Origin of the sequence: Leisingera sp. ANG-DT, assembly GCF_000813785.1 — a bacterium.
Classification (GTDB): domain Bacteria; phylum Pseudomonadota; class Alphaproteobacteria; order Rhodobacterales; family Rhodobacteraceae; genus Leisingera.
In genome coordinates this window covers 185,128-210,827 of sequence record NZ_JWLE01000001.1, presented here as the reverse complement: position 1 = coordinate 210,827, position 25,700 = coordinate 185,128, and the positions used below count along the sequence as shown (strand labels likewise).

The following is a 25,700-nucleotide window of genomic DNA, read 5'->3' as shown; positions in this document are numbered from 1 at the left end:
CTCCTGCGGGTATGTGCGGCGCGGCAAGGGCGGCCCCGGATACGGGACCGCCGATGGTCAGGGGCCGGGAGGGAGGCCGGCCCCGGTCCGGTCAGCTGCCGGAGGAAAACAGCCGGGTTGCGTCGCCATTGCTGGTGCGGGCCTCAGCCGCCGGAGCGGAGCCGGAGGAGAACAGATGCGTCCCCTCGCCCGCGCCCGCCTCTGCAGTGGCGGCCGGAGCGGAGCCGGAGGAGAACATTTCCACCCCCTCGCCCGCGCCGGTTCCGGCCTGTGCCGCGGGGGCCGAGCCTGACGAGAACATTTCCGTCAGATCGCCGGAGGCGGTTTCATTTCCCATTGCCGGGGCGGAGCCAGAAGAAAACAGTTCAGTCAAATTGCCGGAAGCAACCTCAGATTGATTTAAGGGTGCAGACCCGGAAGAAAACATCTGCACCAAATCCCCCGCTGAGGTGTCAGCGCGGGCGGCAGGGGCGGAGCCAGAGGAGAACATCTCCACCAGATCGCCAGCCGCGGTTTCGCTGCAGGCCGACGGCGCCGAACCGCTGGAGAACAGCCCGGTTTCCCCGCCTGCCCAGCTCTCTGCCGTCTGCGGCATGGAGCCCGAGGAGAACAGCGAAACGCCTTCCCCTGCTGACAGACCCGCATTGAGTTCAGGCGCGGAGCCGGAGGAGAACATCTCTGTTGCATCGCCCTCGAACAGGCTGGCGCCTGCGGCCGGGCGGGTGGCGCGGATGGTCTGGATTTTACGCTGAGCAGTCATTTTGGAACCCCATTCGTTAAGGACAAAAGGCTCCTTGACGCTGGCACGGGCGCCGCGCAGCGCAAACATAAAATGCAATTTCACATTGTATTTTGTAGTTTCATTTACTTTAACTTCAACCCGCTATTTTTTGCGCAATTTCAGTTATTTCAATTCATCCACAGGTTATTCACCGTGTTATTCACACGTATATTATTGCAAAATAAAGAAACTCAACCTGAGGGGTATTTTTCACCTGTGCAAAACGCCAGTGAGTCGCAGCGCCAAAGGTGATTCGCGAATCGCGCATCGGGCTTGCCCCGGGACGCTGATTCAGCGATAGATCGGCCCCGAATAAAGAATTCTGCGCCGGAGGCAAGCCATGAAAATCGCCACTTTTAACATCAATGGCATCAAGGCCCGGGCGCAGGCGCTGCCGGACTGGCTGGATGAGGCGCAGCCCGATGTGGTGCTGCTGCAGGAAATCAAGTCAGTGGATGAGGCCTTCCCGCGCGAGATCTTCGAGGAGCGCGGCTACAACGTCGAAACCCACGGCCAGAAGAGCTTCAATGGCGTGGCAATCCTGTCCAAGCTGCCTCTGGAGGATGTGAGCCGCGGCCTGCCCGGCGACGACAGCGACGAACAGGCGCGCTGGATCGAGGCCACCGTGGTGGGCAAGCAGGCGATCCGGATCTGCGGCCTGTATCTGCCGAATGGCAACCCGGTGGAGCTGGAGGCAGACGGCAGCCCGGTGGCGGGCGGCAAATACGCCTACAAGCTGGCCTGGATGGAGCGGCTGAAGACCCGCGCCGCGGCGCTGATGGCCGAAGAGATGCCCGCGCTGATGGCCGGGGACTACAATATCATCCCGCAGGCCGAGGACGCCAAGCGCCCGGAGGCCTGGCGCGAGGACGCTCTGCACCGTCCGGAAAGCCGTGCGGCGTTTCAGCGGATCGTCAACCTGGGCTTCACCGAGGCGTTCCGGGCGCGGCACCAGGGGCCGGGGCATTATTCCTTTTGGGATTACCAGGCCGGCGCCTGGAACCGCGACGACGGCATCCGCATCGACCATTTCCTGCTCACGCCGCAGGCCGCTGACCTGCTGCGGGACTGCCAGATCGACAAGGATGTGCGGGGCCGCGAAAAGCCGTCCGACCATGTTCCGGTCTGGGTCGACCTGGACATCTGAACACAACCCGCGCCGCGCGTCAGCGCGGCGCCACGCCCAACGGGAGCGGTTCATTTTCAATGAAACCGCGACGGGCGGGAGCCTCCCCCGCCCAGCCCCCGGCCTGATTCAGGCGGTGACGTCGTGGCGGTAGATCCAGTCGAACTGGCTGACCATGCGGTCCGGGGCAAAGCGGCCGCCCAGTTTCAGCACCTGGTGCGCAGGCCAGCTGAGCGGCGCGCGCAGATGGTATTTCCAGGCGTTGTTGCTGGCGGCCTGCACCACCTTCTCTGCCCGCGCGCGGCGGCGCTCCTGGTACATCATCAGGCCGGATTTCAGCCCCGCTGCCTCTTGCAGGGAACGTGCCAGCACCCAGGCATCCTCCAGCGCCAGATTGGCGCCTTGCGCCATAAAAGGCAGCGTCGGATGCGCGGCGTCGCCAAGAATGGCGGTGTTTTCGCCAAACCAGTGCTCTGCCACCGGATGGCGGAACAGCCCCCACAGCAGCACCTCCTCCACCGCCTCCAAGAGCGCCGCAGCATTGCCGCCGAAACCGCGGAAGGCGGCGCGCAGGTTGGCGGGGTCGTCCTTGAGGTTCCAGCCTTCCTCAGCCCAGGCCCGGCGCTCCTGCACCGCGACCAGGTTCATCAGGCTGCCATCGCGCAAAGGGTAAGCCACCAGGTGCCGCCCCGGCCCCATGAACACCTGCGCCTCCGGCGGCAGGTTCAGGTGGTTGGGCACCGTGGCGCGCCAGGCGACCTGGCCGGTGAAGGCGGGTTTGCGCTCTCGGTTCAATGCCACCCGGGTTTTCGAATGCAGCCCGTCGGCCCCGACCACCAGATCGCCGCCGCACTGGGCACCGTTCACCAGGTGAACGGCCGGCTGCGGACCGGGTTCGATGCGCTCTGCCTTTTGCAGCAGCCGCACCTGCACGCCTTCGCGCCGGGCAGCACCGGCCAGGATGCCAATGAGGTCGGAGCGGTGCACGAAGTAATAGGGCAGCCCGGCGGCGTATTCGTCCAGATCCAGCCGCAGCACCTGCTTGCCGCGGCGGTGGCCGCGCAGCACCACGGCGCGCGCGCGCTGCGAGCACCAGGCCAGATCATCCGCCAGCCCCAGCGCCTTCAGCACCTGCACGCCATTGGGGGTGATCTGCAGGCCTGCGCCGACCTCGGAGATCGCCTCGGCCTGTTCCAGCACGGTGACGGACGCCCCGAAGCGGCGCAGCGACAGCGCTGCCGCGAGACCGCCGATGCCGGCGCCGATGACGGTTATTTTCAGGCCTTTGAGGTCCATGGGGCTCCCGCAGATTCTCCGCCTGCCCCCAATGAAACAAAAAACGCCGGAGCAAAAGGCCCCGGCGTCAATGTTTGTCGCGTTGTTGCCGCCAAAATCAGCGGTTAATCGTCGCGGTGGACCTTTTCGCGGCGCTCGTGGCGCTCCTGCGCTTCCAGGCTCATGGTTGCAATCGGACGCGCATCCAGGCGTTTCAGCGAGATCGGATCGCCGGTCACTTCGCAGTAGCCGTACTCGCCCTCGTCGATGCGGCGCAGGGCCGAGTCGATCTTGGCGACCAGCTTGCGCTGGCGGTCGCGGGTGCGCAGTTCCAGCGCGCGGTCGGTCTCTTCGCTGGCGCGGTCGGCGACATCGGGAATGTTGCGGGTGCTGTCCTGCAGCCCCTCAATCGTGTCGCGGGTATCCGCCAGCAGGTCCTGCTTCCATTCCAATAGCTTGCGTCGGAAATATTCAGTCTGCCGTTCATTCATGAACGGCTCATCTTCAGCCGGTCGGTAGTCGTCCGGCAGAAACACTTCTTGCTTCATTTCGGCTCCTTCGGTCTGGCCCATCATGCTGGTCATAAACTATACCTCAACACTTTGGATCCCCCTCTGCCGCAGCGTTTATCCCTATCGGACAGGAATGTCACTACACAATAGTGGCGCTGTTTGGTTAAAACCGTGATAACAAGACGGCAACCACGGCTGAGACGGGAAAGATATGCGATTTCAGGGCACTAAGGAATATGTTGCAACCGACGACCTGAAGGTGGCGGTAAATGCGGCGGTGACGCTGGAGCGGCCGCTGCTGGTCAAGGGTGAACCCGGCACCGGCAAAACCGAGCTGGCCAAGCAGGTTGCAGAAGCGCTGGGGCTGCGGATGATCGAGTGGAACGTGAAGTCCACCACCCGTGCCCAGCAAGGTCTCTATGAATACGATGCCGTCAGCCGCCTGCGCGACAGCCAGCTGGGCGAAGAACGCGTGCATGACGTGAAGAACTACATCCGCAAGGGCAAGCTGTGGGAAGCGTTTGAGGCGGACGAGAAGGTCGTGCTGCTGATTGACGAAATCGACAAGGCTGACATCGAGTTTCCGAACGACCTCTTGCAGGAGCTCGACAAGATGGAGTTCCACGTCTACGAGACCGGCGAGACGATCAAGGCGAAGCACCGCCCGATCATGATCATCACCTCCAACAACGAAAAAGAGCTGCCCGACGCCTTCCTGCGCCGCTGTTTCTTCCACTACATCCGCTTCCCGGATGCGGAAACGATGAAGAAAATCGTCGAGGTGCATCACCCGGGCATCAAGGAGGCGCTGCTGACCGCGGCGCTGACGCAGTTCTATGAGATCCGCGAGACGCAAGGCTTGAAGAAAAAACCCTCGACCTCTGAGGTGATCGACTGGCTGAAACTGCTGCTGGCCGAAGACCTGAGCCCGGAGGACATTGCGCGGGACGGCGCCAATGCCCTGCCCAAGCTGCACGGGGCGCTCTTGAAGAACGAGCAGGACGTGCATCTGTTCGAACGCCTGGCCTTTATGGCGCGCGGGCGGCGCTGAGGGCACGGCCTGATGCCACAGGCGGCGGGCGCTTTGCCCGGCGTCTGCCTGTTTCGCTTCAAATTGCTGATGCATTCCCCTATCAGAGGAAACAGGGCCGGGCTGAGACAGCCGGGCCAGCAGGAGACGCCTGAGTGCCCGCGGACGCAACTATCAAGCCGGAAACGAAGCCCCGCAGCGGCGGGTGCAGCCTTATGAAGGCGGCTGCAGGTGTTCTGGCAGCGCTTGCCCTTGCCGCCTGCACGGCCCCCGTGCCCCGTGTCGAGGCCCCGACCCGCGCCGCTGCCGCGACGCTGGCGCTGCCGCCGGTCAAGGTGTTCACCACACCGCGCCCGCAAGCTCCGCAGCGCGCCAACGCGGAAATCGCCCGCGACTTCCTGGATTTGCATTTCCAGCTGGAGGGCGGCAGCACCCTGCCCCAGTTCACCCGGTTCGAGACCCAGATCACCCTGCGCGTGACCGGCACGCCATCCCCCGGCTTCAGCCGCGAGCTGAACGCGTTGCTGGCCAGATTGCGCACAGAGGCCGGAATTCCCATCCGCCGGGTCGCTGGCGAGACCGCCAGCATCACCATTCAGATGGTGTCCCGGAACGAGATCCGCCGGGCGCTGCCCAAGGCGGCCTGTTTCGTGGTGCCCAATGTCTCCTCGCTGGCGGAATACCGGCGCAACCGGCGCAGCCCGCGCACCAACTGGGCCTTGCTGCGCGAGCGGGACCGGCTGGCGGTGTTCATTCCGAATGACACCAGCCCGCAGGAAGTGCGCGACTGCCTGCATGAGGAGCTCGCCCAGGCGATCGGGCCGCTGAATGACCTCTACCGGCTGCCGGATTCGGTTTTCAACGACGACAACATGCACGCGGTGCTGACCGGGTTCGATATGCTGATCCTGCGGGCGACCTACGCGCCGGAGCTGAAAACCGGCATGAGCCGGGAGCAGGTTGCCGCCCGGCTGCCCGCCATCCTGGCCCGGCTGAACCCGCGCGGTGCACGGGCCGCTGCGCCCGGTTTGCCGGACACGCCGCGGGCCTGGGCCGCAGCTTATGAACAGGCACTGGGGCCGCAGGCGTCCCTGCGGGAACGGCTGCGCGCCGCCAACAGGGCGGCAGAGATCGCCCGCGACCTGGGCTGGAGCGACCACCGCCGGGCGCTGAGCCACTATACGCTGGGCCGGATGCTGCACATCCGCGAGCCGGAGCTGGCACTGCAGCATTTCCTGACCGCGCAGGATTTCCTTAAGCGGCTGCCCGGAACCGGTATCCACCAGGCCAAGGTCGCGGTGCAGCTGGCGGCCTATGACGTTGCAACCGGCAACGGCGCCTCGGCCTTGGCCCGGCTGAAACCTGCCGCAGCTGCCGCGGCCGCGCATGAAAACGCTGCCCTGCTGTCGACGCTGCTGATGCTGCAAGCAGAGGCGCTGGAGCTGGAGAGCCGCCAGGTTGAGGCGCGCCGGGTCAGGCTGGACAGCCTGGGATGGGCGCGTTACGGCTTTGGCCCGGACTGGGTGGTCGAGGCCCGGCTGGAGGAAGTCGCGGCGCTGCGCCCCACCGGCTCCTGATACGGCCCGCAAGAAACTGACCCTGAAAGACAACAGACGGATAGAACCATGATCGTAATCATCGGCGTTCTGCTGGGCGGCCTGATTGGCGCCCTGAAGGCCCGCAAACGTGGCGGCAACACCCTGGACATGCTGCAATACGGGGCTGTCTATGCCATTATCTTTGGTATTCTGGGGCTGCTGGCAACCATCCTGACCCACCGGGTGCTGGCGTAACTGCTGACAGAGGCCCGCGATGTTCCAGCCCTTCTTTGAAAACCTGCGCAAGGCGTCCATTCCGGTTTCCCTGCGCGAGTACCTTACCTTCCTGGAAGGCATGAAGGCGGGGCTGGCCACCTATGACATCGAGGCGTTCTATTTCCTCGCCCGCGCGGCGATGGTGAAGGATGAGCGCAACATCGACAAGTTCGACCGCGCCTTTGCCGCCACCTTTGAAGGCTTGGAGGCGATACCTGCTGATGCCGTGATGGAGGCGGTGGACATTCCCGAGGAATGGCTGCGCAAGATGGCCGAGAAGCATCTGAGCGCGGAGGAAAAGGCCGAGATCGAAGCGCTTGGCGGCTTCGACAAGCTGATGGAGACGCTGAAGGAGCGACTGAAGGAACAGCAGGGCCGCCATCAGGGCGGCAACAAGTGGATCGGGACAGCGGGCACCTCGCCCTTTGGCGCCTATGGCTACAACCCCGAAGGCGTGCGCATCGGCCAGGACAAGAGCCGCCATCAGCGCGCGGTCAAGGTCTGGGACAAGCGCGAGTTCAAGAACCTCGACGGCGATGTGGAACTGGGCACCCGCAACATCAAGGTCGCCCTGAAGCGGCTGCGCCGCTGGGTGCGTGAGGGCGCGCAGGAGGAACTGGATCTGGACGGCACCATCCGTTCCACTGCTGAGCACGGCTATCTGGACGTGAAAACCCGGCCTGAGCGGCACAATGCGGTGAAGGTCTTGCTGTTTCTTGACGTGGGCGGCTCGATGGATCCGCATATCCAGGTGGTGGAGGAGCTGTTCTCTGCCGCCCGCGCCGAGTTCAAGCATCTGGAATACTACTACTTCCACAATTGCCTCTATGAGGGCGTCTGGCGCGATAACAAGCGCCGCTGGAACGAGAAGACCCCGACCCATGAGGTGCTGCGCACCTACGGGCCGGATTACAAGTGCATCTTCGTCGGCGATGCCTCGATGTCGCCTTACGAGATCGCCTATCCCGGCGGCGCCAATGAGCATTGGAACGAGGAAGCGGGCCAGGTCTGGCTGCAGCGCGCGCGGGAGGCCTGGACGTCGAACCTGTGGATCAACCCGGTGCCGGAGAAATACTGGGACTACACCCATTCGATCGGCATGATCCGTGAGATTTTCGAAAACCGGATGGTGCCGATGACCCTGGACGGCCTGGAACGCGGCATGCGGGAGCTGAGCCGCTAGGTCATTTCCCCAAACCCGGCAGCCCTCCCGCGCCTGCAGGTGCTGCGGCTGATGCCGCACCCCCTTGCAGCCTTGGGTATGGCATCCTGCCCTGCGGGCAGGATGCGCGCCGGAGCCGCGGCTCCGGCGCCGGGCCCAACCGGGCGGCGGGCATGCCGCATGCACGCTGGACGGGCGGGAGGGCCGCGCTGGTGTTTGACCTGGCGCTAACCGCCCGCCAGCCCCCAAGCGCCCAGAGCGGCCACAGGCACAAACAGCCACCCTTGCGGCAGCAGGCCATAACCCGCCCGGCGCAGCGGCGGCAGAAGCAGGCCAACCATCGCCATCATCGCGGCCATTGCAGTTCCGGCCAGCGCCAGCCCGTCATATCCGCGGGCGCCGAGGAACAGGAATAGCGCCATCAGTGCCAGGCAGCCGGTGACCAGATGCCAGCACAAGAGCGTGGTCTCGCGCACCACATCCGGCAGCTGCCGGTCCTGCGCCAGGGGACGGGCGCATTCACGGCCTCCCACAAAGGCATGAACAATCATCCACAGGGCGGCCAGAAGGGCGGCGGCCAGAAAACTCCATTGCATGTCAAATCTCCTGAAAAATCCGCGCCTTCGGGCGGGCCGGAGGCGGCTGGGCAATATGGGGGCAGTCAGACCACACCCGCCCAGGAAGCGCCACCGGCAATTCTGCCGCAGACCCGGACGACCCCACAAAGTCATGCCGCCAGCGGTTGATTGCGCCGCCGCCCGCACCTAGGTGCTGTGACGGCATGAGCAGCAGCACCCGTACAACAGGCCCGATAACAGGCCCGGCAACAGGCCGAATAACCGGCCCGATCCTGATCCTTGATGATCTGCGCGATGGCCGGATGCATCTGGCCGCCTTGTTCATCGCGCCCAAAGGCGCGGCTCTGCCGCCTGTTCAGCTGGACCGCGGAGAAGCGCATCCCGCGCCGCTGGCGGAGTACAGCACCCAAACGGTGCTGCGGGCGCGGTTCAGCCTGCCGGCGGACTGCCCTTCCGCCTACCAATGGAACGGCACACGCTATGAGCTGGCCGGCGGGTTTTCCGGGGATCTGAGGATTGCCTACGCCTCATGCAACGGGGAGGAGCATGGCGATCTGGACCGCGACGGAACTGAGCGCAATGCGATGTGGGCCAGAATGGGAGCAGAGCACCACACCGCGCCCTTTTCGCTGCTGCTGCATGGCGGTGACCAAGTCTATGCGGATGAGGTGACAGACGGCCATCCCTTGAGCGAAGGCTGGCCAAGCCGCTTCCCCCGCGATCCCGCACGCGAGGACCTGTCGGATCTACGCCGCCACCTGCGCGAGCGCTTCCTGCAGCGCTACTTGGCAGTCTACACCGCACCGGAGTTTGCTTGGATCGCAGCCCGGGTGCCGTCGCTGATGCAGTGGGACGACCACGACATCTGCGACGGCTGGGGGTCCTTGCGCCGTTCGCGCACCTATTCCCCTGTCGGCCAGACGCTGTTTTCCGCTGCACGGGAGGCGGCGCTGCTGTTTCAGCACGGCTGCTGCGATGGGGACCTGCCTGCCCGTTTTGCCGATCCCGAAGGCAGCCATCTGGGCTGGCGTGTTGAGGCGCCGGGGCTGCGGCTGCTGGCGCCCGATCTGCGCTCCGAACGCAGCCGACGGCGGGTGATGGCGCGGGGCGGCTGGCGGTTGATGAAAGCAGCGGCAGAGAAACGCTTTGCCGGGCGCAGCCTGATCCTGTCCAGCGTGCCGCTGCTGGGGCCGCGGTTGTCGCTGCTGGAATTCCTGATGGTGCTGATCCCGCGGATGCAGAAATACGAGGACGACCTGCGCGACCAGTGGCAGAGCCGGGCGCACCGGGCCTCATGGCGGCGGATGCTGCGGCTGCTGCGGGACATGGCAGCGCAAGAGGGGCACGAGGTCACGGCCGTTTCCGGCGAGATCCACCTGGCCGCACGGGGCGAGATGGCGCTTGGCGGCGGCAAGGTTTTGCACCAGCTGGTGGCCTCCGGCATTTCCCACCGGGCACCGCCCAAGGCCTGGGCGAAGGCGCTGGGGCTGCTCTCGTGGCTGGGCGATGCGCCCCTGCCCGGCCACCCGATCCGCATCCGCAGAATCCCCGGTCAGGCCGGGCGGTATGCGGCGGAGCGCAACTATCTGGTGCTGGAACGCCGGGGCGCAGACTGGTCCGCCAGCTGGGAGCTGGAGACCTCGGGCCGGTCCTCACCGCTGGCCCTGTAGACCCGGACAGCGGCAGCTGGCGGCAGCGGGAACGGCAACCCTTTTCTGCTCAACCGCAGATGGATTGCCTGCGGAAATCCGCCGCTCTGGCACAGCGCAGGCGCTTGTCCGCCGAACCCGCCCTGCCATGGTTGAACGGCGTATCCCGCAAGGGCTACCCAAGAGAAAAAGGCGCGGCAGCAAAACCCGCCAATCCCCGAGCAGGAGCATCGCGTGAGCGTGCCGCATCAAGACATAAAACCCCGTGGCAGCGCGCCTGCCGCCAGCGTGAAGCCGTTCCAGATCCGCGGGCGCTACTTTACTGCTGTCGCCCTGCGCCCCGAGGACGGGCCGCTGGATCAGGCGTTTTATGCCGCCTTGGACGCGCAGCTGCGCTGGAGCCCGCATTTCTTTGACGGTGCACCGCTGATTCTGGATCTGGCGCAGGCGCCGGGGCTGAACCGGCCTGCTGAACTGCGGGCGCTGGCTGACAGCCTGCGCAGCCGCGACCTGGCGGTGTTCGGGGTGCAGAACGCCACCCCCGCCCAGGCCGCTGCTGCAGAGGACGCCGGGCTGATCACGCTGGCCAGCGGCAAGGATGCGCCGCTGAACACTGGCCCCGGCACCCGCCGTGAAATCCCCAAGAAACTGCGCCCGCCGGAAAATGTAGTGATCACCCGGCCGGTGCGTTCCGGCCAGACGGTGGTGGCCGAGGGCGGCGATCTGGTGGTGGTTGGCCCCGTCAGCTCCGGCGCGGAACTGATCGCGCGCGGCAATATCCATGTCTACGGCCTGCTTCGGGGCCGCGCCATGGCCGGAGCCGAAGGCGACGAGAGCGCCCGCATCTTCTGCCAGCGGCTGGACGCGGAGCTGCTGGCGGTGGCGGGCCTATACCGGACAAACGAGAATTTGGAGCCGGAGCTATTGAACCGCGCAGCACAGGTTTTCCTGCGCGATGGCCGGCTGTGTGTGGAGGCACTGTAATGAGCAAGGACCTGACATTGGAAGAACCGCTGGGCAAGGTGATCGTTGTCACCTCGGGCAAGGGCGGCGTCGGCAAGACCACAACCTCGGCGGCGGTGGGCGCAGAGCTGGCGCGGCGCGGGCATAAGACTGTGGTGATCGATTTCGACGTGGGCTTGCGCAACCTGGACATGATCATGGGCTGCGAGCGCCGGGTGGTGTTCGACTTCATCAATGTCATTCAGGGCGACGCCAAGCTGAAGCAGGCGCTGATCCGCGACCGGCGCCTGGAGAACCTGGCGGTGCTGCCGACCTCGCAAACCCGCGACAAGGACGCGCTGACCAAGGCGGGCGTCGAGACCGTTCTGGATGAACTGCGCAAGGAGTTCGACTACATCATCTGCGACAGCCCGGCAGGGATCGAGCGCGGCGCCCAGATGGCGATGCATTTCGCCGATGAGGCCATTGTGGTGACCAACCCCGAAGTGTCCTCGGTTCGCGACAGCGACCGGGTGCTGGGGCTCCTGAACAGCATCACCGAGCGGGCCGGCAAGACCGGCGCCGAGCCGGTGAAGGCGCAGGTGCTGATTACCCGCCATGACAAGGCCCGTGTCGACAGCGGCGAGATGATGACGGTGGAAGACGTGCTGGAAGTTCTGGCGGTGCCGCTGCTGGGAATCATTCCTGAAAGCAAGGCGGTGCTGCGCGCCTCCAACCTGGGCGTGCCGGTGGTGCTGGATGATCCGTCTGCGGCAGCGGCCGCATATGAGGATGCGGTGGGCCGGCTGATCGGCGAGCAGATCGAGATGCGGATTGCCGCCGACCCGCGCCGCGGGCTGCTGCAGCGGCTGTTTCGGCGGGCGGTGTAAGAATGTTCGGATTTTCCCTCCGCCCCCGCAAGGCCTCGGCCAGCACCGCCAAGGAACGGCTGCAGATCCTGCTGGCGCATGAGCGCAGCGGCAGCGGCGGCGCCCGCCCCGACTGCCTGCCGCAATTGCAGCGCGAGATCCTGGACGTGATCCGCCGCCACATGCAGATCGGCGACGAGGCGATCGACATCCGCATGGAGCGCGGTGACGAGTTGTCGAGTCTGGAGATCAACATAGAGTTCCCGGGAAAACTGGGTGTGAACTAGGGCCGGGGCCCCTGGGGCGGTGCTGCCCGCCCCGGAAATCCTGGCAAGGGCGGCCTTCCTGCGGCCCTCAAAATCAGAACATGGGGCTGCCTATCCGGCGGCCCTGGAAATTTTACGAAAATCCGGCGCAGAATCCCCACCCCTATCCTGCGCCGGGTCAGGGCAGGTTAACCCTGCCCGTGTTGTCATGGGCCTTCCGCACTTGCCCTGCAGAAGGCCCATGACACATTACACTTCTCCCTACAGTCCCGGTCAGGCCGGCACCGCCGCGCCGCAGGACATCCTGCGGCTTGGTGAACTGCTGGGCGCGCTCAGCCATGCGCTGGACCTGACAGAAGGCCAGCCCAAGGGCCATTGCGTGCGCTGCTGCTGGATCGGCATGCAGGTGGCGGCAGAGCTGGGGCTGGCGCCGCAAGCGCGCTCTGATCTCTATTTCACCCTCTTGATGAAGGATCTGGGCTGCAGTTCCAACGCCGCCCGCATCTGCCAGCTGTATATGGCCGATGATCTTTCCTTCAAACGCAGCTTCAAGACCGTCAGCGGTGTACGCCAGGGGCTGGCGTTCCTTTGGCGCAATACTGCGGCCAATGCGGCGCCCTGGACCCGGCTGAAGACGCTGAAGCAAGTGCTGGCAAAGAATACTGAAATTGCAGGCGAGTTGATCGAAACCCGCTGCAACCGCGGTGCGGCGATTGCCCGGCAGATGCGGTTCTCGGAGGATGTGGCGGAGGGCATCGCCTGCCTGGATGAGCATTGGGACGGCGGCGGTCAGCCGCTGGGCCTGAAGGGCGAGGCGATCCCGCTGTTCGCGCGCATTGCGCTGATGGCGCAGGTGGCCGATGTCTTTGCCACCGATCTGGGGGCGGAGGCCGCCGCGGAGGAGCTGGAGCGGCGCGCAGGCAGCTGGTTCGACCCGGATCTGGTGCCGGTCTTCACCGCGGTGCTCCGGCGGCCGCGGTTCCTGCCTGACCTGCAGGACCCCGGGCTGGAGGCGGAAGTCTTTGCCACCCCGCAGGCGCAGCACATCCATGCCGTTGACGAGGAGTACCTGGATGAGATCGCCCGCGCGTTCTCGCTGGTGATCGACGCCAAGAGCCCCTTTACCCACGGCCATTCGCAGCGGGTGGCGCGCTATACCGGCATGATCTGCGACCAATTAGAGTACACCCCGGAACGGCGCCGCTGGATGGTACGCGGGGCGCTGTTGCATGACATCGGCAAGCTGGGGATCTCCAACACCATTCTGGACAAGCCCGGCAAGATGACGGACGAGGAATTTGCCCTGATGAAGCGGCACCCGGTGCTGGGACATGAGGTACTGAGCCGGATACATGCCTTCCGCGAATTGGCGGATGTGAGCGCGGCGCATCACGAGCGGCTGGACGGCAAGGGTTACCCCTATGGCCTGGACGCCAGCCGCCTGACCCAGGAAATGCGGGTGATGGCGGTGGCCGATATCTTTGATGCGCTGACCGCCGACCGCCCCTACCGCGCGGCGCTGCCGCTGGAGAAGACCTATGCCATCATGGATGACTTGGCAGGCCCCGGCATCGATCCCGACTGTTACGCTGCGCTGCAGGATGCGGTGACCGCCAGCGGCTGGCCCTCTGCCTCTGACGCGCCCCTGACTGGCGGTGAATGGGAACTGCCGGCGGCTGAGCGCAGCGCCTAGCTGGCGAGGTTGCGGTTCTTCTGTGAATAAAGCGCCAGTGCCGTCCCCTGCCCCGCCACGATGGCGGAGAACATGAGAAGCGCCGACAGGCCGATGCTGGCATCCGCCATCAACGTCTCGTTGAACAGCGACTGTGTTGCGCTCATCAGCACCCGGCTGCCGGGGACCAGAATGAGGATGCCCTGCACGATGTAGATGGCGCCGGTCAGGTTCAGCGTCTTGGCGAGCCAGGTGCCGTAAAGGGTGATGCACATGGCGGTGACCCAGGTGCCGACGATCCAGCCGCCGCCGAAGCCGAGGTAGAGCGGTCCCCACATGCCCAGCACAGTGACCGGCAGCGCCCGCAGGATATCAGCCAACCGGGCATTGAAGATCACGCCGATGGAAAACGACAGTGCAGGCAGTGCCAGAAAGGGCATCCACCACAAGACCTCGTTCACGTTCTCCACATGCGGCGTTGCCCCCCAGAGCGCGGAGCCGATGCTGACGCCGATATAAATGCCAATAAACAGCTTCATCAGCACGAAGATCGACTGGGCGAACAGGCTGGAGCCGGAGATCACGTCGTTAAAGGCGAGGCATTCCAGCGAGTTGGCAATCGACAGCCCCGGCACGAACAGCACGATGGCGGCAATGCAGGTGCCCCAGACCGGCACCTCCACCCCCATGCTGCTGACCAGCGATACGGTGAGACCGGCGACCAGCGCCGACAGGAATTCGACCAGGATCACCCGGTCGCCGCGGCAGAACAGCTGGCAGAGCCAGACCAGGAATCCCAGCACCGCCGAGAGCGCAATGGTGGTTAGCGCGCTGCCGATCAGGGTCAGGAAGGCGGGCGGGATGGCGATATTGGCAAGCATGATCAGCCAGCCGGGATAGCGGCCCGGTTCCTCGATCCCCGGGTCCTCCACCGCGTTGATGCGGATGATGGTGCGCGCCAGCAGGCTGAGGTTGATCTGGGCCGGGTCCAGGCGGCGGATGATGAACTGGTTGTCCTCGTCCGGGAACTGGCAGGAGATCGAGGTGGGGGTGGCCTGCACAATCACGTTGATGCCCTGTTTGCGGGCATAGAACTGCAGGTATTTCTCGATCTTGTAGGGCGCACAGCCGCTGCGGTGCAGGGTCTCGCCGGTGTCAGCGATATTGCGGAGCTGTGAGAGCGGTGCCATGTGCCGGAAGCCGTTGTTATCTGGTGTCTTTGGGAAGGCACCCCATACTGGATGCGGGGCGGTGCAGCGAGTGCGGTTTTTGCATGGCTGCTATCACTGGATGTCAGGGCTGGCGTCAGGCTCCGCTGCGCCAGTACTGAGGCCGAAACTGCGCGCCACATCCAGAAGCGCGGCGCTGACGAACCCGGTGCCGGTCTGGCTTTCCTCCCCTGCCCGCTGCAACAGCGCGATGTCGCGGCTGGCGCCCTCGGCAGCAAGCGAGCGGAAGATCACCTCGCTGTGGCCTTTCGGCTGGCGCAGGGTGTAAAGCTCCGGCAGCACCGCGACGCCGGCGCCGGAGGCCGCCATCAGGCGGATTGAATCGAGGCTGGTGCCCTCATAGTCGTCAGCCACCACCCCGCCGAAGCCGGAGGCCAGCGCATAAACGATACGCGACAGCCGGTGGCCGCTGTCCAGGGTCAGAAAATTGCGACCCCGCAGGGACTTGCCATCAACAGGCCCGCTCTCTGCCGCCAGCGGATCGTCCAGCGCTGCGGCGATCCATAGGCGTTCGCTGAACAGGCGCACCTGGTGGGTGTTGGGGTGATCCTCTGGCGTGGAAATGATCATGTCGAAGCGTCCCGCCTTCAGCCCCTGCTCCAGGTCGCGGGTGTTTTCCTCGCGCACGATGACGCGCAGGCTGGGCTGGGTGCGGTGGATGGCGCTGACCGCCCTGGGCAGCAGATAGGGTCCGATCGAGGGCAAGACCCCCAGCCGCAGCCGCCCGCCGAACGGCACGCCGCCGGTGACGGCCGCACGCAGGTCGTCGACCTCCCCCAGGATCCTCTGCGCCCGCCGGATCACCTCTGCCCCCATCGCCGTAGGCTGGGCGCCGGCGCGGCCGCGTTTGAACAGCCGGGTGCCCAGATCCTCCTCCACCGCGGAAATCTGCGCCGAAAGGCTGGGCTGGCTGACGTTCAGCGCCTCCGCGGCCAGGCCGAACTGGCCGAGCCGGGCCACGGCGACAATGTACTCGAGCTGACGCAGGGTTGGGCGCATAATATAGCCTGATCCTATGTGAAACTTAGAAACAATATATTGGAACTATGCTGCAGTGCAATTCATGAGGGCAAAAAACGGAATGGAGAGACAGATGCCCACCGCCCTCGAAACGCTGGCCAGCAGTCTGCTGGTACCTACGATCCTGTTCTTTGCACTTGGCCTGATTGCCGCCTTTGCCCGCAGCGACCTGTCGATCCCCGAAGGCGCAGCCAAGTTCATGTCGCTTTACCTGCTGCTGGCGATCGGCTTCAAGGGTGGCGCCAGCCTGGCCGAGCACGGGCTGAGCCCGGATCTGTTTGCCACCATCCTGGCGGGGGTGGCGCTGTCGTTCCTTCTGCCGTTCCTTGCCTTTGCGCTGCTTAAGGTCTTGACCCGGCTCGACCCGCTGAACGCGGCGGCGGTGGCCGGGCATTACGGCTCGATCTCCATCGTGACCTTTGTCACCGCAACCAGCCTCTTGGAGCTGACCGGGGTGGTCTATGACGGCTACATGGTGGCGGTGGCCGCGGCGATGGAGGTGCCTGCGATCCTGTCGGCGCTGTGGCTGGCACATAGCACCGGCAGCAACGGCGAGCGGCCGGAAGGGTTCTGGCGCGAGCTGCTGGCCAATGGCTCGGTTGTGCTGCTTTTGGGTGCCTTTGCGATCGGTGCGATCACCGGCGGCAAGGGGATGGAACTGATTGCCCCCTTCATCGTTACGCCCTTTACCGGCATCCTGTGCCTGTTCCTGCTGGACATGGGCCTGTCGGCGGGCCGCAGCCTGATCAAGAACCGGGAGATGCTGTCGCCGGGGCTGTTTGTCTTTGGTGTGGCGATGCCGGTCATTGGCGCGCTGCTGGCCTATGCTGCCGGCTGGGTGGTCGGACTGGGCAGCGGCAGCCTGTTCCTCTTGATGGTGCTGGCGGCCTCGGCCTCATACATCGCGGTGCCTGCGGCGATGAAGATCGCCCTGCCCAAGGCGGAATCGGGTATCTATCTGACGCTGTCGCTGGGGGTGACCTTCCCGTTCAACATTACGGTCGGGCTGCCGCTGTACTACTGGCTGGCGTCGTAAGTGTTCCTGCGGGCGGCACGCCTTGCGCTGCCGCCCGTTCCGGCCCATATCTGAGGCATGCTGCGCTTGTTGCCCATACTGCTGGCCGTTGCCTATGGCCTTGTGATGTACCGGATTTCGATCTGGCGCACCCACCGCGAGCTGGACCAGCGCTCAACCGAACTGGCCGACCCGAAACTCAAGCAGCTGACCGACCGGCTGGCGGCGGCTCTGAATGTGGCCCGCATCCCGGTGCACATCTACGAGGTCGACCCGGTGAACGGGCTGGCGGCACCGGACGGCCGGATCTTCATCACCCGCGGGTTCTACCGCAAGTACCAGAACGGTGATGTCAGCGCCGAGGAGATGGCATCCGTCATTGCGCATGAGCTGGGCCATGTGGCGCTGGGGCACGCGAAGAAGCGGATGATCGACTTCTCCGGCCAGAACGCCCTGCGCACTGCGCTGATGATGATCCTGGGCCGCTACATCCCTTTTATCGGGCCGTGGATTGCCGGGGTGCTGACATCGCTGCTGGCGGCACGGCTGTCGCGCGGGGATGAGTATGAAGCCGATGAATACGCCGCGGCGCTGCTGACCAAGGCGGGCATTGGCCTGGCACCCCAGAAAAGCCTGTTTGCGAAGCTTGAGGAACTGACCCAGCAACGCGCCGGCATGGCGCCTGCCTGGCTGATGAGCCACCCCAAAACCGAAGAGCGCATCGCGGCGCTGGAGCGGTTGGAAGACAAATGGGCCAAGGGCTGAGGCCGCAGCGGATTTGAGGGGCCGGCCCCTCAAACTCCCCGGAGTATTTCAGAAAAGATGAAACGGCGTTACTGAACGTCGTATTCCTGCTTGAACCCTTCGAGCGTGCCGCCTGCCACCAGGTGATCCAGGAAAATCTGCCGCTGATATCCATAGAGCGCGTTCAGGAAGGCCGCTTCCTCCGGCGTCATTTCCCGGCGGGTATAGCCTTGTGCCTCCAGGCATTTGTCCACCGCGCGCCGGGCGCCGTTGGCGCGGATGTGATCCTCGTTCGAGGCGACGATCACCGGGCCGATAATCAGCCCGCCCAACAGCACGCCGGCCACATAACTGCCGGTAACCGCATTCTTACCGCCCTTGGGGGCAACGGGAGCGCACTGGCGGACGGCCTCATGCGCTTCGGAGATGGACTTACCCGGCTGAGCAGGGACAGAAGGCACCGGCGTCTTGGCGCAGGCGGACAGCCCAAGCACCGCCGCCATGGCCAGTCCGGAGAGGGCACGGGACGGAGAACGGGGGGGCAGTGCGGTGCGGCAAGGTTTGGCTGGCATTTCTGGTCCCTGAAAAATGTTTTAAATAACAGGCTTTTCCGTTTGATAAACGGGAACCGCAGCAGCGGCCAAGCGGAAAGCTGGAAGAATGCCGTGCAAATTTGCAGGCTGTGGTTCTGTTACCGCGCCAGCGCCTTGGCCAGCCGCGGCAGGCGGGCTTTTTTCAGCAGCGGGCGGATCTCCCAGCTGCCGCCGGACAGCCGGTTGGCCTCGGCCAGAACCTCTGCCCCCAGCGCCTCCATGCCTGAGCTGTCCTGCAGCCAGAAGCCATAGAGCAGCTCGTCCGGGCCGAGGCGGTCCAGGCCTTCCTCTGCCAATGTGTGGCGCGGGAAGTCCTTGTTATTGACCGTGACGATGGCGTCGGCGTGGCCTGCTATGGCAGCGGCCAGAACATGGGTGTCGGCGCTGTCGGGCAGCCAGAGGCGCGCCTCGACGCCCGGCGCTGCGGGGACTTCGGCCTTGGGCCAGCCCGCGCGGACCAGGGCGATCTCTGCCGCAGCCTGCGCCGCGCCTTCCGGGCCAAGTTTCAGCGCCGCGCGTTCCCATTCACCCAGGATGCGGGCCGACCAGAGCGGGGTGAAATGGCCAAGGCGCGCCGCGCCCAGCAGCATTTCCCGCATCACCGTCGGGTAGAGCACGCAGGTATCCAGCAGCAGCTTCACCGCGGGTCAGTCCAGCCGGAAGAACACGGCCTTCAGATAGCCGCTTTCGGCCAGCTGCGGCAATTGCGGGTGGTCGGGGCCTGCATATCCGGTATGGATGAGCGCCGCCCGGCGGCCGCCCTTGCCGATGCCGCGGGCCGAGGCGTTGCGGAAGCGGGTGAGATCGGCGGCGTGCGAGCAGGAACAGAGGCCCAGGTAGCCGCCGGGTTTCACCAAGGGTGCTGCCAGTTTAGCGACGCGCTCATAGGCGCGCAGACCGGCCTCCAGCGCCTGTTTCGAGGGTGCAAAAGCGGGCGGGTCGCAGATGACGACGTCGAAGGTTTCGCCCTCCTGCCCCAGCGCCGTCAGCACGTCGAAAGCATCGCCCTGGCGGGCAGTGAACTTGTCCTTGAAACCGCCGGCCTCGGCCCCCTGCGCGGCCAGTTCCAGCGCGGCGGCGGAACCGTCGACGCAAGTGGCCTGCCCTGCCCCGCCTGCCAGCATCGCCAGGCCAAAGCCGCCGACGTGGGAAAACACATCCAGCACCTTGGCGCCGGGCGCAGTGAGGCGGGCGGCAAAGGCGTGGTTTTCGCGCTGGTCGAAGAACAGCCCGGTTTTCTGGCCGCCGGTGAGATCCGCCATATAGGTGGCGCCATTCATCTGCACAGGCACCGGCGCTGCGGGAGCCTCGCCCAGCAGGGTCTGGTTCACGTCATCCAGACCTTCCAGCCCGCGGGTGCGGCCGGAGGCGTTTTTCAGGATCACTTCGGCGCCGGTCACTTCTGCGAGGGCAGCGGTGAGCATATCCAGATGCGCTTCTGCCCAGGCGGCGTTGGGCTGCACCACGCAAGCCGCGCCGAAGCGGTCGATCACCACGCCGGGCAGGCCATCGGATTCGGCATGCACCAGCCGGTAGAAGGGCGCATCATAGAGCCGTTGGCGCATCTCCAGCGCACGGGTGAGGCGAGCGGCGAACCACGCCTGGTCAATTTCCGCCTCCGGGTCGCGGTCGAGCATCCGGGCGATGATCTTGCTTTCAGGATTGACCGAGACCAGCCCCAGCGGGCGCTGCGCCTCATCCTCCAGCACCGCCAGGGTGCCGGGAGCCAGCTTGCGGGTGCGGCGGTCGGTCACCAGTTCATTGGCATAAACCCAGGGAAACCCGTGCCGGATGGCGCGGGCGTTGGACTTGGGCTTCATTTTCACGCGGGGGCGCTGGGGCGCATCAGGGGAGGCTGTCATAGGGCTCTCTTATCCCTTAGCCCCGAACAGGAAAAGGGGCCGCGTGGCCCCTCTCCTCAGAACTTTCGCTCGTCGCGCCGGCGTTACTGCAGGGCCTGCAGCAGGCCCAGGCGGGGGTTCTTGTAGCTGCCGGGTTTGATCAGCTCCTGGCGGATCACGTTGGACAAATGGCCGGTGATGCGGACCTTCTGGGTTTGGCCGCGCGCCATGGCTTCCAGTGCGCGGGCGCCGCCAAAGGCCTTAAGGTCAGCCTCGATCACCTTTTCAGGCCGCAGCAGGGCGCCGGTGGCCGGGTCCGTCAGCCGCATCTTGAAGGTGATGGCGTGAATGCCGCCAGTGGTGTAGCGCGCCTTCTGCGTCAGCGCGTGGAAGCGTTGCACCTCGACACTGAGTTGCGCCTCGATCGGGCCGTTCAGGGTGGCGGTGCCGCGTTCCATTGCGGCCTGCACGATCGCCTGCACCTGTGTGTAGCGGTCGCCATGAGGATCCTCGCGCCATACGATGTCGCCCTTGGGCAGATAGCTGTTGGATTCCGAGACCTTGAGACTGCGCGGCACCGACACGGTAACACGGCTGACGCGCAGAGCCGGAACCGGGTCCGCCTGCGGCAGTGTCTCATACCCGTCAGGCACGCTGATAGCGGCGTCGGGCATAGGCTCAAACGGGAGGTTCCGGGATGGCAGATCCACCTGCGCACAGGCCGAAACCGCCAGCCCGAGGGCACCAAGTGCAAGACTGCGAATGATCTTCATGGGTCAGCTCCTTGCCGTATAAAGCCGCCGCCGGGTGAGGGTCCGGGGGGCGGGGTCAATGGCAAGGTGCCGGTCAATCCGGGCAGAATTGGGACAATTTACGTCCAATTTAGCGAAAAATTAACGAATATTGACGCTCCGTTTACTGTCGGCATCAGCAAGGCAGAAACCCGATGTGCGCCCAGCCGCTGCTGCCGGTTCGGTGCGGCCCGAAGCTGTGGTATGCTTGAGGGCCGGAGGCTACCATGACCCGATCTGCAAGACTTCTTCTCGGCACGACAAAAGGCGCCTTTGTTCTGACACCGGACGGCAAGGGCTGGAGCGTCTCCGGCCCGCACTGCGACGGCTGGTGCATCAATCATGTGATCGGTGATCCGGACAGCGGCATGGTGTGGGCGGGCGGCGGCGGCGACTGGCCCGGTGCCGGGGTCTGGCGCTCTGCAGATGGCGAGGCCTGGGAGCTGAGCAAACTGTCCAATGGCCAGATTGATGAGTGGGCGGCCTCGGACCCGGAAACAGCGGCGTTTTTCAATTGGGAGCCAGTGGAGGTGCCTTTTGAGGATCTCAAGGCCGTGTGGTCGCTGCACCACGCCCATGGGGTTTTATACGCAGGCACCAATCCGGCCACGCTTCTATCCAGCAGGGATGGCGGCAAAACGTGGGAAAGGAATGCGGCGCTCGACGGCCATCCGTCGCGCGAGAGCTGGAACCCCGGTGCGGCGGGGCTGGTTCTGCACACATTGCTGAGCGATCCGGGCCATGCGGACAAGCTGTGGCTTGGCATCTCAGCCGCCGGGGTCTTTGCCACGGAGGATGGCGGCAACAGCTGGGAGCGGCGCAACCGCCTGTCCAACGACACGCTCTGCACGGAGCATCATCACCCGGCAGCACCGCGCAACGGCGAGACCGGCCATTGCGTGCACAATATGCAGCGCGGCCCGGGCGATCTGCTCTATCAGCAGAACCATCATGGAACCTACCGCAGCACCGATGGCGGCCGCACCTGGAGCGATATCACCGCCGGTCTGCCCTCCACCTTCGGTTTTCCCATTGCGGTGCATCCGCAGGATCCGGATACCATCTGGGTGCTGCCGCTGAACGGTGATGCCGCCGGGCGGTTTCCGCCGGATGCCTCGGCGGCGGTTTGGAAGTCCACCGATGGCGGCGAGACCTGGAAGGCCAAACGTGACGGGCTGCCGCAGGGCGCGTGTTTCTTTACCGTGCTGCGCCAGGCGATGGCGACCGATGCAGCGGCGGGCGTCTATTTCGGAACCAACTCGGGCTCAGTCTTTGCCAGTTTTGACGAGGGCGAAAGCTGGTCGGAAATCGCCCGGCACCTGCCCACGATTCTGTCTGTTGAGACACTGAGCCTCTGGTAGCCGTCTGCCCTAGCGCTCGCGCGAGCGCCAGCCGCCGCGGCGGCGCGGTTTTTCCGCACCTTTCAGCCCGTCGCGCAGCACCGCGGTCATTGGATGCTCCGGATGCGCATTGCCATAGAGATCCAGCAGCGCCTGAATATCCGTGCGGCTGTCGCGGGCAGCGTCCATGCCCAGCGCCCAGTCAAAGAAGATGCTGCGGCATTGGGAATCGCTGATGCCCTCGATCCGGTAGGCCTCGTAGATCAGACCGCGCGGGTCCTGTTCAGTGCTGCCCTTCTTCATCCGCCGCTTCCCTTTCCAAGGTTTCGCCAATCAGCGCAGCGCAGCGGCTGTAGCGGTCTTGCAGTTCCTGTTCCAGCGCCTCCAGATGGTCAAATCCGGTGGTGCGGCAGAGGAACTGCGCCCCGCCCTCCCCCATGGTTTCGGCATCAATGGCCTTGCCGGAGAGCAGCCGCGCTGCGCATTGCACGGCCCAGAATAGACGGTAACCATCAGCAAGGTATTCTGCATCCGCGTCATTCAGCCATCCGGCAGCGACAGCGCCGCGAAGACCGGAGGCCACATCGCGGGCAGCGGAGGCGGAGGTGAGCGTGCCGGCCTGTGACAGCAATTCGATATCCATCATCCGCCCCGGCCCGTTCTTGGCGTCCCAGACGCCAGCGGGAGTCTTGGCCGCAGCGAGGCGTTCGCGCATCTGCGCCACTTCGCGCAGGACCTTGCCGCTGTCGCGCGGTTCCGACAGGAAGCTTGTGCGGAAGTCCTCTATTTCGGTGGTCAGGGTGCGGTCGCCTGCGATGGTGCGGGCGCGGGTCAGGGCCAGATGCTCCCACACCCAGGCTTCGTTCTGCTGATACTGAGTGAAGCTTGCAAAGCTGACCGCGACGGGGCCCTGGGTGCCCGACGGACGCAGGCGCATGTCGACCTCGTAAAGGCGGCCCTGCGCCATCGGTGCCGACAGCGCGGTGACAAAGGCCTGCGTGAGGCGCGCGAAATAGGGTCGCGTGGCCAGCGGGCGCTTGCCGTCGGACATTTCCACGCCCTGGGGATCGTAGATCACGATCAGGTCGAGGTCGGACTGCGAATTGATCTGCCCTGCCCCCATCGAGCCCATCGCCAGAACGGCAGCACCGCGGCCCGGCTGGGGACCGTGCTTTTTCGAGAAATGCGCAAGCACTTCCGGCGCAATGCCTGCAATCACCACCTCTGCCAGTTCTGCATACTGGGCGCCGGCCTGATGGCCGTCGATCAATCCGCGCAGATGATGCACGCCAATGCGGAAATGCCACTCCTTGCACCAGCGCCGGGTGGCGTCGAGCCGCGCCTCATAGTCGTCTTCCTGCTGCAGCCGCGTCCTCAGCTCCGCCCGCAGCGTCGTCGCTCCCGGCCAGGGATCAAAGAAGGAGCCGCCGATCACCGCGTCAAAAACGCCGGAGTTGCGGGACAGGAAAGCGGCCAGATCGCTTGAGGTACCGGCGATATCGATCAGCAGATCGATCAGCTGCGGATTGGCGCCAAACAGCGAGAACAGTTGCACCCCCGCGGGCAGTCCGGCCAGGAAGCCGTCCAGTGCCAGCAGGGTTTCCGCCGGTTTGGCGGTCTTGGCCACCCGGGCCAGAAGTTCCGGCTTCAGGCTTTCGAAAATACGCGCGCCGCGCGAGGAGCGCAGCGCCGGATAGGTGGGCCAGCGGGCGATGACGGCGCCGTCCAGTTCGGCAGTGTCCTCTGGCAGGGCCACAGGCCGCGGCGCCGCGCCGGGAGAGAAGAACCCCTCGGTCAGCTCATGCACCTCCTCCAGGCGGGTCCTGATCTCCGCCTGCAATTGTGCCGGGTCCAGGTCCATCAGGCAGGCGATGCGGGCGATCCCGTCTTCGGACTTGGGCATCCGGTGGGTCTGGGCGTCGTGCACCATCTGAATGCGGTGCTCCACCTCGCGGTGGGCACGGTAGTGGGCCGTCAGGGTCTCAGCCACTTCCGGCGGCACCCAGCCCTTGCCGGCCAGCGCCGCCAGACCTTCGACGGTGCCGCGCAGGCGCAGGTCTTCGTCACGCCCGCCAGCGATCAGCTGGCGTGTCTGGGTAAAGAACTCGATCTCGCGGATGCCGCCGCGGCCCAGCTTCATGTCGTGGCCCGGAACGTTCAGGGCGCCGCCGGTGCCCTTGTTCTCGCGGATGCGCAGGCGGATGTCATGGGCGTCCTGGATCGCGGCAAAATCCAGATGCCGCCGCCAGACGAAGGGGCGCAGAGTGTTCAGGAAGCGTTCCCCCGCGGCGATGTCGCCTGCGCAGGGGCGCGCCTTGATATAGGCGGCGCGCTCCCAGGTGCGGCCCAGGCTTTCGTAATAGCGTTCCGCCGCCTCCATCGCCAGGCACACGGGGGTCACCGCCGGGTCCGGGCGCAGCCGCAGGTCGGTGCGGAACACATAGCCATCACCCGTGCGGTCGCTGAGCGCGGCGCACATGTTCTTAGTCGCGCGCACCATGCCCTGGCGCGCCTCGTAGAAATCATCCGGGTCGAAGCGGGTTTCGTCGAACAGGCAGATGAGGTCGATGTCGGAGCTGTAGTTCAGCTCATGCGCGCCCATCTTGCCCATGGCCAGGATACTCATGCCGCCGGCGGTTTCCACGTCGTCCTGCGTGAGGCCGGGCAGCTTCTTGCGGCGGATCAGATTGGCAATCTCCGCCTTGATCGCAACGTCTGCACACAGCGCCCCGAAATCGGTGAGCGCCCCGGTTACCTGCTCGAGGCTCCAGCCGCCCGAGAGGTCGCAAAGCGCAGTCAGCAGCGCCAGCCGCCGCTTGGCCTGGCGCAGCCCCGGTTTCAGCTGCGCAGCTTCCAGCGCGCGGCAATCCGCAAAAACCTGCTGTACTGCGGCTTCCGGATCGTGCAGCGCCTGAGGCAGCCAGCCTGCCTCCCGGTCCGTCAGCTCCTTCAGGTACGGGCTGGACCCGCAGGCCCCGGCCACCAGGTCTGCCAAATCGCCTGAAAGCGCGGGTACCAGCGCGCGCGCCTCGGCGCCAAGCTCCGGATCGTAAGGGCGGGGGATGCGGGAAATCGTCAGCTCAGTCGTCATGGAAACGACACTGTTCCGCAGGCAGGATGCCGTCAATGGGTGAATTGCCGCGCTGCCGCATAGGTTTACCTTGGGTCAGGAATACCCGAATAGGTTAAAATCGAATTTTAAAGTAATGTTAACGTTACGGTTATGCTCCCGTTGCGGAGCCGTTTCGAAGTAAAGAGTGTTTTGTTCCCTGGGGATGCCCGGATTGGTCTGACGGTTTTTGGACAGGTTCCGCCAGCAGCAGTTTCTTAGGCGCAGTTTCCCTTGACCTGGTATCGCAACCGGAGTGTAACCGCGCATCTTCCCCAACAATGTTTGCGCGCGCGGCCAGGTCGTGCCCCTCTTCACTGTAGCAATTGCAGGTCTCTGCCT

At 65.1% G+C, this 25,700-nt stretch carries 25 protein-coding genes; 13 read left to right on the top strand and 12 right to left on the bottom strand.

The annotated features are described in order from the left end of the window. Positions 1-91 precede the first annotated feature (91 nt). Positions 92-844, bottom strand: coding sequence for a DUF6749 family protein (locus tag RA21_RS01020; RefSeq protein ID WP_241477367.1), 753 nt, complete (start codon positions 842-844; stop codon positions 92-94). Between the two features lie 277 nt (positions 845-1,121). Here RA21_RS01020 and xth point away from each other — a divergent pair, with 277 nt between their 5' ends. Then, positions 1,122-1,928, top strand: a complete 807-nt coding sequence (gene xth, locus RA21_RS01015; RefSeq protein WP_019296739.1) for an exodeoxyribonuclease III — start codon at positions 1,122-1,124, stop codon at positions 1,926-1,928. Between the two features lie 108 nt (positions 1,929-2,036). Here xth and RA21_RS01010 read toward each other — a convergent pair whose 3' ends face one another. Further along, positions 2,037-3,203, bottom strand: coding sequence for an FAD-dependent monooxygenase (locus RA21_RS01010; RefSeq protein ID WP_039145574.1), 1,167 nt, complete (start codon positions 3,201-3,203; stop codon positions 2,037-2,039). A 104-nt stretch (positions 3,204-3,307) separates the two neighbouring features. Next, positions 3,308-3,730: an RNA polymerase-binding protein DksA gene (gene dksA, locus RA21_RS01005; protein WP_039146440.1), complete on the bottom strand. Its 423-nt coding sequence runs from the start codon at positions 3,728-3,730 to the stop codon at positions 3,308-3,310. 175 nt (positions 3,731-3,905) lie between these two features. On the opposite strand from dksA, the gene RA21_RS01000 reads away from it, so the two are divergent. From RA21_RS01000 to RA21_RS00985, 4 genes are all read left to right on the top strand, one after another. Beyond that, on the top strand, positions 3,906-4,745 hold the full coding sequence (locus RA21_RS01000) for an AAA family ATPase (protein ID WP_039145572.1): 840 nt from the start codon (positions 3,906-3,908) through the stop codon (positions 4,743-4,745). 194 nt (positions 4,746-4,939) lie between these two features. Then, positions 4,940-6,301: a DUF2927 domain-containing protein gene (locus RA21_RS00995; RefSeq protein WP_039145570.1), complete on the top strand. Its 1,362-nt coding sequence runs from the start codon at positions 4,940-4,942 to the stop codon at positions 6,299-6,301. 48 nt (positions 6,302-6,349) lie between these two features. Next, positions 6,350-6,517, top strand: coding sequence for a hypothetical protein (locus tag RA21_RS22780; RefSeq protein WP_019296744.1), 168 nt, complete (start codon positions 6,350-6,352; stop codon positions 6,515-6,517). Between the two features lie 19 nt (positions 6,518-6,536). Then, the gene (locus tag RA21_RS00985) at positions 6,537-7,721 is read left to right on the top strand and encodes a vWA domain-containing protein (RefSeq protein WP_019296745.1); all 1,185 of its coding nucleotides are present in this window, start codon (positions 6,537-6,539) and stop codon (positions 7,719-7,721) included. A gap of 206 nt (positions 7,722-7,927) precedes the next feature. Here RA21_RS00985 and RA21_RS00980 read toward each other — a convergent pair whose 3' ends face one another. Further along, the gene (locus tag RA21_RS00980) at positions 7,928-8,296 is read right to left on the bottom strand and encodes a hypothetical protein (protein ID WP_019296746.1); all 369 of its coding nucleotides are present in this window, start codon (positions 8,294-8,296) and stop codon (positions 7,928-7,930) included. 185 nt (positions 8,297-8,481) lie between these two features. Here RA21_RS00980 and RA21_RS00975 point away from each other — a divergent pair, with 185 nt between their 5' ends. From RA21_RS00975 to RA21_RS00955, 5 genes are all read left to right on the top strand, one after another. After that, positions 8,482-9,948: an alkaline phosphatase D family protein gene (locus RA21_RS00975; RefSeq protein ID WP_052257559.1), complete on the top strand. Its 1,467-nt coding sequence runs from the start codon at positions 8,482-8,484 to the stop codon at positions 9,946-9,948. A 213-nt stretch (positions 9,949-10,161) separates the two neighbouring features. Next, on the top strand, positions 10,162-10,911 hold the full coding sequence (gene minC, locus RA21_RS00970) for a septum site-determining protein MinC (protein ID WP_039145568.1): 750 nt from the start codon (positions 10,162-10,164) through the stop codon (positions 10,909-10,911). Then, positions 10,911-11,759, top strand: coding sequence for a septum site-determining protein MinD (gene minD / locus RA21_RS00965; RefSeq protein WP_039145567.1), 849 nt, complete (start codon positions 10,911-10,913; stop codon positions 11,757-11,759). Before minC ends, minD begins: the two co-directional genes overlap by 1 nt. Before the next feature lie 2 nt (positions 11,760-11,761). Further along, positions 11,762-12,025, top strand: a complete 264-nt coding sequence (gene minE, locus RA21_RS00960) for a cell division topological specificity factor MinE (protein ID WP_019296751.1) — start codon at positions 11,762-11,764, stop codon at positions 12,023-12,025. A gap of 220 nt (positions 12,026-12,245) precedes the next feature. After that, entirely contained in the window at positions 12,246-13,697 is a 1,452-nt protein-coding gene (locus RA21_RS00955; RefSeq protein WP_019296752.1) for an HD-GYP domain-containing protein, read from the top strand. Here the strand turns inward: RA21_RS00955 and RA21_RS00950 are convergent. Together RA21_RS00950 and RA21_RS00945 are read right to left on the bottom strand one after the other, a co-directional pair. Continuing rightward, positions 13,694-14,866, bottom strand: a complete 1,173-nt coding sequence (locus tag RA21_RS00950; RefSeq protein ID WP_039145565.1) for a threonine/serine ThrE exporter family protein — start codon at positions 14,864-14,866, stop codon at positions 13,694-13,696. The two genes, RA21_RS00955 and RA21_RS00950, sit on opposite strands and share 4 nt — an antisense overlap. Before the next feature lie 93 nt (positions 14,867-14,959). Beyond that, positions 14,960-15,904 carry a LysR substrate-binding domain-containing protein gene (locus RA21_RS00945; protein ID WP_039145563.1) on the bottom strand — a complete coding sequence of 315 codons (945 nt, stop codon included), beginning with the start codon at positions 15,902-15,904 and terminating at the stop codon, positions 14,960-14,962. Positions 15,905-15,998: 94 nt separating this feature from the next. On the opposite strand from RA21_RS00945, the gene RA21_RS00940 reads away from it, so the two are divergent. Together RA21_RS00940 and RA21_RS00935 are read left to right on the top strand one after the other, a co-directional pair. After that, the gene (locus RA21_RS00940; RefSeq protein ID WP_039145562.1) at positions 15,999-16,961 is read left to right on the top strand and encodes a sodium-dependent bicarbonate transport family permease; all 963 of its coding nucleotides are present in this window, start codon (positions 15,999-16,001) and stop codon (positions 16,959-16,961) included. A gap of 57 nt (positions 16,962-17,018) precedes the next feature. Next, complete coding sequence (locus tag RA21_RS00935) at positions 17,019-17,705, top strand: M48 family metallopeptidase (RefSeq protein ID WP_039145561.1); 687 nt, start codon at positions 17,019-17,021, stop codon at positions 17,703-17,705. 68 nt (positions 17,706-17,773) lie between these two features. On the opposite strand, the gene RA21_RS00930 is transcribed toward RA21_RS00935, so the two are convergent. The 4 genes from RA21_RS00930 to RA21_RS00915 all read right to left on the bottom strand — a co-directional run bounded on the left by RA21_RS00930 (position 17,774) and on the right by RA21_RS00915 (position 20,891). Continuing rightward, positions 17,774-18,187, bottom strand: a complete 414-nt coding sequence (locus tag RA21_RS00930; protein WP_019296757.1) for a hypothetical protein — start codon at positions 18,185-18,187, stop codon at positions 17,774-17,776. Between the two features lie 188 nt (positions 18,188-18,375). Beyond that, a complete protein-coding gene (locus RA21_RS00925; RefSeq protein WP_039145560.1) occupies positions 18,376-18,918 on the bottom strand; it encodes an RSP_2648 family PIN domain-containing protein in 543 nt (180 codons plus the stop codon). A 6-nt stretch (positions 18,919-18,924) separates the two neighbouring features. After that, positions 18,925-20,139 carry an RSP_2647 family RNA methyltransferase gene (locus RA21_RS00920; protein WP_039145558.1) on the bottom strand — a complete coding sequence of 405 codons (1,215 nt, stop codon included), beginning with the start codon at positions 20,137-20,139 and terminating at the stop codon, positions 18,925-18,927. Positions 20,140-20,222: 83 nt separating this feature from the next. Beyond that, the gene (locus RA21_RS00915; RefSeq protein WP_039145557.1) at positions 20,223-20,891 is read right to left on the bottom strand and encodes a DUF6778 family protein; all 669 of its coding nucleotides are present in this window, start codon (positions 20,889-20,891) and stop codon (positions 20,223-20,225) included. Positions 20,892-21,136: 245 nt separating this feature from the next. On the opposite strand from RA21_RS00915, the gene RA21_RS00910 reads away from it, so the two are divergent. Continuing rightward, positions 21,137-22,270 carry a glycoside hydrolase gene (locus RA21_RS00910; RefSeq protein WP_039145556.1) on the top strand — a complete coding sequence of 378 codons (1,134 nt, stop codon included), beginning with the start codon at positions 21,137-21,139 and terminating at the stop codon, positions 22,268-22,270. A 9-nt stretch (positions 22,271-22,279) separates the two neighbouring features. Here RA21_RS00910 and RA21_RS00905 read toward each other — a convergent pair whose 3' ends face one another. Together RA21_RS00905 and RA21_RS00900 are read right to left on the bottom strand one after the other, a co-directional pair. Continuing rightward, a complete protein-coding gene (locus tag RA21_RS00905) occupies positions 22,280-22,552 on the bottom strand; it encodes a hypothetical protein (RefSeq protein WP_039145555.1) in 273 nt (90 codons plus the stop codon). Next, positions 22,533-25,340, bottom strand: a complete 2,808-nt coding sequence (locus RA21_RS00900) for a [protein-PII] uridylyltransferase family protein (RefSeq protein ID WP_039145553.1) — start codon at positions 25,338-25,340, stop codon at positions 22,533-22,535. Before RA21_RS00900 ends, RA21_RS00905 begins: the two co-directional genes overlap by 20 nt. Positions 25,341-25,700 lie beyond the last annotated feature (360 nt).